The organism is Streptomyces sp. NPDC057287 (genome assembly GCF_042667905.1).
In the GTDB taxonomy this organism is placed as follows: Bacteria; Actinomycetota; Actinomycetes; order Streptomycetales; family Streptomycetaceae; genus Streptomyces.
Genome location: NZ_JBHUYV010000030.1, coordinates 64,762 through 71,306, shown reverse-complemented (window position 1 = coordinate 71,306; position 6,545 = coordinate 64,762). Strand labels below are relative to the sequence as shown.

Annotated in this window: 7 protein-coding genes; 3 read left to right on the top strand and 4 right to left on the bottom strand. The window is 70.8% G+C overall.

What is annotated here, in order from left to right; genetic code table 11:
- Positions 1-121: 121 nt before the first annotated feature.
- The 3 genes from ACFUNE_RS36420 to ACFUNE_RS36410 all read right to left on the bottom strand — a co-directional run bounded on the left by ACFUNE_RS36420 (position 122) and on the right by ACFUNE_RS36410 (position 3,126).
- A complete protein-coding gene (locus ACFUNE_RS36420) occupies positions 122-1,162 on the bottom strand; it encodes a BMP family protein (RefSeq protein ID WP_383577078.1) in 1,041 nt (346 codons plus the stop codon).
- Positions 1,163-1,499: 337 nt separating this feature from the next.
- Positions 1,500-2,714: an amidohydrolase gene (locus tag ACFUNE_RS36415; protein WP_383577076.1), complete on the bottom strand. Its 1,215-nt coding sequence runs from the start codon at positions 2,712-2,714 to the stop codon at positions 1,500-1,502.
- A gap of 184 nt (positions 2,715-2,898) precedes the next feature.
- Positions 2,899-3,126 carry a hypothetical protein gene (locus tag ACFUNE_RS36410; RefSeq protein WP_383577074.1) on the bottom strand — a complete coding sequence of 76 codons (228 nt, stop codon included), beginning with the start codon at positions 3,124-3,126 and terminating at the stop codon, positions 2,899-2,901.
- A gap of 454 nt (positions 3,127-3,580) precedes the next feature.
- Here ACFUNE_RS36410 and ACFUNE_RS36405 point away from each other — a divergent pair, with 454 nt between their 5' ends.
- Entirely contained in the window at positions 3,581-4,042 is a 462-nt protein-coding gene (locus ACFUNE_RS36405; RefSeq protein ID WP_383577072.1) for a hypothetical protein, read from the top strand.
- Positions 4,043-4,081: 39 nt separating this feature from the next.
- Here the strand turns inward: ACFUNE_RS36405 and ACFUNE_RS36400 are convergent, their stop codons facing one another.
- Positions 4,082-4,426 (bottom strand): ADP-ribosyltransferase domain-containing protein, encoded by a 345-nt coding sequence (locus ACFUNE_RS36400; protein WP_383577070.1) that lies wholly within the window; start codon positions 4,424-4,426, stop codon positions 4,082-4,084.
- 63 nt (positions 4,427-4,489) lie between these two features.
- Here ACFUNE_RS36400 and ACFUNE_RS36395 point away from each other — a divergent pair, with 63 nt between their 5' ends.
- Together ACFUNE_RS36395 and ACFUNE_RS36390 are read left to right on the top strand one after the other, a co-directional pair.
- On the top strand, positions 4,490-4,693 hold the full coding sequence (locus ACFUNE_RS36395; RefSeq protein ID WP_383577068.1) for a hypothetical protein: 204 nt from the start codon (positions 4,490-4,492) through the stop codon (positions 4,691-4,693).
- 116 nt (positions 4,694-4,809) lie between these two features.
- Positions 4,810-6,540 carry a protein kinase gene (locus ACFUNE_RS36390; protein ID WP_383577066.1) on the top strand — a complete coding sequence of 577 codons (1,731 nt, stop codon included), beginning with the start codon at positions 4,810-4,812 and terminating at the stop codon, positions 6,538-6,540.
- Positions 6,541-6,545: the final 5 nt, after the last annotated feature.

The window sequence follows — 6,545 nt, the reverse complement described above, 5'->3', positions numbered from 1 at the left end:
AACCGCCCCCGGGCCCCTTTCCCGCCCCCGGGCGGGGGCCCCGGCCGGGTTGTTTTCGGTGTGGGGGGGCCCCCGGCCGGCCCCCACCGGCCCCGGGCCCACCCCGACTTCAGCAGACGGATCAGGTCGTGGTCTTGACCTTGATGGAGCCGTCGACGATCTTCTTCTTCGCCTCGTCGATCTTGGCCTGGATGTCCTTGAGGTGGTCGCCCGTGGTGGTGAGGCTGACACCGTCCTCGGCCAGGGAGTACGTCTGCGTGCCGGTGAGCGGCTTGCCGTCCTTGACGGACTTCACCAGGTCGTAGACACCGCTGTCGACGTTCTTCACGACGGACGTCATGATCGTGTCGGCGTACTTCGACAGGGCCGGGTCCTTGGCCTGGTCGGAGTCGACGCCGATGGACCAGGCGCCCTTCTTGCCGGCCACGGCCTCGATCGCACCGGCGCCGGAGCCGCCCGCCGCCGCGAAGATCACGTCGGCACCCTTGTCCAGCATGCCCTTGGCAGCGGCCTCGCCCTTGTCCGGGCTACCGAAACCGGACAGGTCCGAACCGGTGGTCAGGTACTGGATCTGGACCTTGGCCTTCGGGTCCGTGTCCGTGACGCCCTGCTGGAAACCGGCCGCGAACTTCTTGATCAGCGGGAGGTCGACGCCGCCGATGAAGCCGACCTGACCGTCCTTGGACTTCAGCGCCGCCGCGACACCGGCGAGGTAGGAACCCTGCTCCTCGGTGAAGACGATGGAGGCGACGTTCTTCGCCCCGGAAACCGAGTCGATCAGGCCGAACGTGGTGTCGGGGTGGGACTTGGCCACCTTCTCGAGCGCGGCCTGGTAGGCGAAACCGACGCCGATCACCGGGTTGTAGCCGCCCTCGGCGAGCGACGCGAGGCGCTGCTCACGGTCGGCCGGGGTCTCGCCGCTCTTGGCGGTGAGCTCCTTGGCCTCGGCGTCGAACTCGGCCTTGGCCTTGTCCAGGCCACGGGCGGCGGAGTCGTTGAACGAGTTGTCGCCACGGCCGCCGACGTCGTAGGCCATGCCGATCTTCATCTGGTCCTTGTCCGAACCGGTGCTCTCGGTGGACGATTCACCGCACGCGGTGGCGGTGAAGGCGAGAGCCGCGGAGACGGTACACGCGGCAGCGATCTTGGATACGCGGCGCAAGGGAAGGCTCCTTCAAACCTGACCGAAGCGCCTCTTCCGGCGCTGGTTTCGCGGCGATCGTAACGCGCGTAGATGTCAGATAAGGACCCGTACGGAAGCCGTTATCGGATCGTCGCGAACAGGAGGTGTCGTGTCCGGTCACAAGACGTTACCCACCGGGAACGTAAGGGCATCAGGGCGTGATCAGCGGACCTCCGCGGACTCCGCTCCTCCCCCACCGATGTGATCGCGCACTGTCGGCCGAGAGCCTCGCGCACGGCCGCGCGCGAACGTGCGCTCGGCAGTGGGGGCAGGCGTCCTCGCGCCCTCCCGCAGCGTCGGCCGCGCTCTCCCCGCGTCAGGCGTCCAGCAGAGCAGCGGCGGTGAACAGCTCCACTCCGACCGTGATCGCTTCCTCGTCCACGTCGAAGTTCCCCCGGTGCAGGTCCAGACCGCGAGTGTCGCCCGGCGCCCGCACACCGAGTCTGGCCATGGCCCCGGGGATCTTCTCCAGATACCAGGAGAAGTCCTCTCCGCCGAGGCTCTGCTCGGTGTCCTCGATCGCATACGATCCGCGGCGGATGGTCATCGCGGCGTCGAGGAGACCGATCGTCTCGGCCTCGTTCACGACGGGCGGCACACCCCGGACGTAGTCGATCACCGTCTTGGCCCGGTACATTCCGGCCACTTCGTCGATGGCCGCGTGCACCAGGTCGGGCGCCTGCCGCCAGCTCTCCAGATCGAGGCAGCGAACCGTCCCGGACAGTTCGGCGTGCTGCGGGATGACGTTGGGCGCGTGGCCGGTCTGCAGCCGGCCCCAGGTGACGGCCATCCCGGCCCGTGCGTCGACCCGGCGCGCGAGCAGCGCCGGCACGTCGGTGGCGACCCGGGCGGCGGCGGTGACCAGGTCGGTGGTGAGGTGCGGTCGTGCGGTGTGCCCGCCGGGTCCGTCGAGGGAGATCTCCACGCGGTCGCAGGCGGAGGTGATGGGCCCGATCCGGAGTCCGATCTTGCCCACGTCCACCTTGGGGTCGCAGTGCAGCCCGATGATCCGCGCCACCCCTTCCAGCACCCCGGCCGCGACGGCGTCGGAGGCGCCGCCGGGCAGCACCTCCTCGGCGGGCTGGAAGATCAGCCGCACCGGGCGGGGCAGCAGACCCTGCCGGTCCAGCTGGCTCAGGACGAGTCCGGCCCCCAGGACGCAGCTGGTGTGGACGTCGTGTCCGCAGGCGTGTGCCCGGTCGGGCACGGTGGACCGGTAGGAGACCCCTACCTTCGTGTCCGGGATCGGCAGCGCGTCGATGTCGCCCCTCAGCGCCAGCATCGGCGTGACCCCGTCCCACTCCCCCACGTCACAGACCAGTCCCGTGCCACCTGGCAGCACCTGCGGCTCCAGGCCGGCTTTCTCGAGCCTGGCCTTGATGGCGGCGGTCGTACGGAACTCCTGGTTGCCGAGCTCGGGGTGCATGTGCAGATCACGGCGGAAGGCGATGAGCTCGGCACGCAGGTCGTCGGGCAGGGTGCCGGGCAGGACGGCCTCTGCGTGGGGCGCACGGGACTTCAACTGGTTCACCCAGTCAAGGGTAGGCCCACTGCACCCACAACTGGCCACAGATCAACAAAAGTTCAGCCGCTTAGAGGAACATCGGGTGGCGCTGCGGCGTGTGGCGGACGGTCTCGATGGGTAAACTCGGCCGTTTTCCGCCGCGATCGGACAGGTGCGCACGCCTCACTCCCGCGCGTGAGCCGAGCGGGTCTCAGGGGAGCCGGAGCAGGTCCCGGAGAGTGCCGACGTAGGCGGTGACGTCGCGTTCGCCCTCCGGCGCGGAGCAGTCGGCCGCGGAGAGGGCGAGACGGGCGTCGGTCCGGCCGAGACGAGCGAGTGCGAGGTACGCGGGCGAGGGTCCGGAGGCGCCTACGGGCGCGGAGACCGGCCCCTCGGCGCGCTGGCGGGGGACGACCGACAGGGCACCGCAAGCAGCCACGACTCTCCGCCGCAAGTCCGTCACGATTAGTCATACTTGCTGGCCGTGACGGGTCCGGGAGGGCGGGAGGTTCTTTCCCCTCCTTCTCTTCCCACCCGGATGCGTCTCGACTCCCGGCCCTCGGATCCCGGCCCCCGGAACCCGAAGCCCGAGCGCCGGGCCCGCACCCGGCGGGAGTCCCGCGAAGGAGTGATCGGGCGGTCCCGAAGCTCGGGACCCGCACGTCGAGATCCGGGCTTCGGGACGCCGCATCCGCACGAGGCCTCGGCAAGCTCGAACGCTTGCCCCAGGAGAGGCGTTGCGTTCGAATACTGTGTACGGATGTCACACGCGCGCGGGCACAGCGGCTACCGGGGGGTGGTTTGGCCGCAGTGGTCCTGGCGTCACTGACCGCGCCCTCGCCCCACCCGGACACCTCGTGAAGACACTCATCGACGCAGAGGCGGCACCCCCGTTGGCCATTCGTCCCCAGGACGCGCCCACCACCCTCCTCCACCGCTTCGACCGGACCTTCCGTGTCTGGCACTACGGCGTGGGCCACTCCCAGCTGCTGCTCCGTTCCCGCAAGGACCGCGAGGAGGACACCCGGCTGGACCTCCTCTTCGAGGCGGTCGAATCCATGCAGCTCGTGACGCGCTACGAAGGCCTCGAACTGCACACCGTCGATGACGACGAGTTCTCCCGCGTCTACGAGGCATCCGGTGTCCCGCCCAGATGGCGGGAATCCCGTCTCGTGCTCCGCCTGAGGTCCCGCAGCGGCACGGGATACGTGCAGTGCGGACGCGTCGTCGCGGAACGGCACCCGGACAACGAGGTCGCGTCCGCGATCCGTGACGTGGTGTGGAGCCTGCGCCCCTCCGGCCTCCGCATCCCGGGTGGGCCGGAAACCGGGCCGACGGCGCCCGGGCGGGAGTGAGGCCACCGGGGTGCAGCCGGCAGGGCCCCTGCCGGCGCCTCAGGACACGAGGGTCTGCTCCTCCAGCTCTCTGAGCTTCACCGTGCACAGGCCGCCGCGCTCGGTCTTCACACCCGTCACCTCGAGCTGCGTGCCCGGCGAGAGGATGAACTCCTCCTCGCCCGTGAAGGCGGAGAAGCGGCGGATTCCCACCGCCCGGACTGGGGTCACCTCGAAGAGTGTCCGCTTGCCCCGGCCCCCCAGGAAGGCCCTGGCCACGCCGAGCTCGGACGTGCACGAGGACACGCCCCACCAGGTGACGGTGCGGCCGAGGGGGTACTGCGCCCGCAGGTCGAGCGAGACGCCGCGCCACAACGGCTGTGTGTGGGCCGGGAGGTGGGACACCGCGGAGAACAGGAGCCGCAGCGGAAGGCACCGGGCAGCATCGCGTCGGTTGCGCTCGTCGGCATGGGGGCCCGCACCGGCCGGGTGCCCGCGCGTGTGTGCGCCAACCTGATGTGGACGGGCTACACCCTGTTCAACGACTACGCGTTCGCGGACTACGACGACCTGCGGAGCACCGTCGTCGCTCAGCTCGACGACATCGAGGCCGCTCCGGCCACGGAGCGGTTCCGTATCGACCCGGCCGGCCGCGGCGCCGGCCGCCGCTGACGCGACGGGCAGGCAGGCCGGCCGGCCGGGGGAGGCGGATCCGGTAACGGGCCCTATCAGCACTCCACTTAGGCTGCTGTCGTTGGCCGATGCATCAAGTGGGGGGTACAGGGCTGATGAGTCACGCCGCAGAGGTCTTCCAGCCACTCCAGACCGACGACCCGTCCTCGGTGGGGGGTTATCGGCTCGCCGCGCGACTGGGCGCCGGTGGTATGGGCCGGGTGTATCTGTCGCACACGCAGGGCGGCCGGCCCGTGGCGATCAAGGTGGTGCGGCCGGAGCTGGCCGACGATCCGGACTTCCGAAGACGGTTCGCCCGGGAGATCAAGGCAGCGCGGCAGGTCAAGGGGGCCTACACCGCCGAGCTGATCGACGCCGACGCGGACGGTGCGCCACCGTGGCTGGCCACGCTGTACGTGCCGGGGCCGTCGCTGACGGAGGCGGTGAGCCGGCGCGGGCCGCTGCCGGTGCCGGCGGTGCTGTGGCTGATGGCCGGGGTGGCCGAGGCGTTGCAGGCCATCCATGCCGAGGGCATCGTGCACCGGGACCTGAAGCCGTCGAACGTGCTGCTCGCCCTCGACGGCCCCAGAGTGATCGACTTCGGTATCGCGCTGGCCGCCGGCGGGACGTCGTACACCGCGCCGGGGAGCACGATCGGCACGCCTTCCTTCATGTCGCCGGAGCAGGTGTCCGGGGGTGAGATCACTCCGGCGGCCGACGTCTTCGCGCTCGGTCAGACGGCGGCGTTCGCGGCCCTGGGCCGGACGCTCTACGGCGACGGTTCCGCCGTCAACGTCCAGTACCGGATCCTGCACTCCGCACCCGAGCTGTCGCTGCTGCCCGAGTCGTTGCGCCCGCTGTTCGCCCGGTGCCTGGCCGCCGAACCGGCGGAGCGCGCCACGCCCGCGGAGATCGTGGCGTGGTGCCGGCAACGCCTGGGGGCGGAGGCCGACGCGGGCGGGGGACCCGCCGTGTGGCGGCAGGTCGCCGGGCCGCAGACGGTGGTCCCGGCACCGGTTCCCGACCCGACCCCGGCCTACCCGCGCCCGCCGGTGCTCACGCCCACGGCCGAGTCCACCGCCGCACCCGCGCCCCTGCTCACCCCGCCCTTCCCGCAGCCGCAGTTCGGGTGGCCGCTGCCGCAGAAGCAGCTGACGGTGGAGGAGCGCAAGATCCGCAGGCGGCGCACCGTGCTGGTCACGGCCGCCGCTGTGACGGGTGCGGCACTGCTGGTGGCGGGAATGACGTGGGCCCTCACTGATGCGATCAGCCGGTTCGGCGACCAGGACACCGCCGGCTCCAGGACCTCCGCGACCGGGCCGGCGGTCCGGTCCTCCGCATCCGCGCCCGCGCAGGGATCCTCTCCGGGCCCGTCCTCCGGGCGATCGGACGGATCGGACTCATCCGGTCCGTCGGCGGTCGGGGCCGGGGACGACTCGTCCTCGTCGGGCCCGCCCGAGGAACCGCAGCCGGAGGACTACCCCCTGGTGTGGCTGGACGCGAAGAACTCGCTGAGTCTCAAGAGCGCCGAGCCGGCACTGAAGAGCCGCAAGGGCGACGTCCGCCTCAGTTGCGCGTCGGACGAGTGCCGATTGGAGAGCGAACCGGGAGTGTCCATGCGGCTGTCCGGAGAACACGGCACCACTCTCGACGAGTGCCGCCGCATGCTCCGGAGCGGCGGCAAGCGCAGCTGGGCGCTGGAAGGGGCTCCGGCCAAAGCCGAGTTCTGCTTGAAGGACGACGAGGACGACATCGGGCTGTACGTGATCCAGACCCAGTCCACCATCCTGCCGGAGCTCGCCTTCCTTCAAGGAGATCTGACCGTCTGGCGGAATCCGGGCCGGTAGCGCCC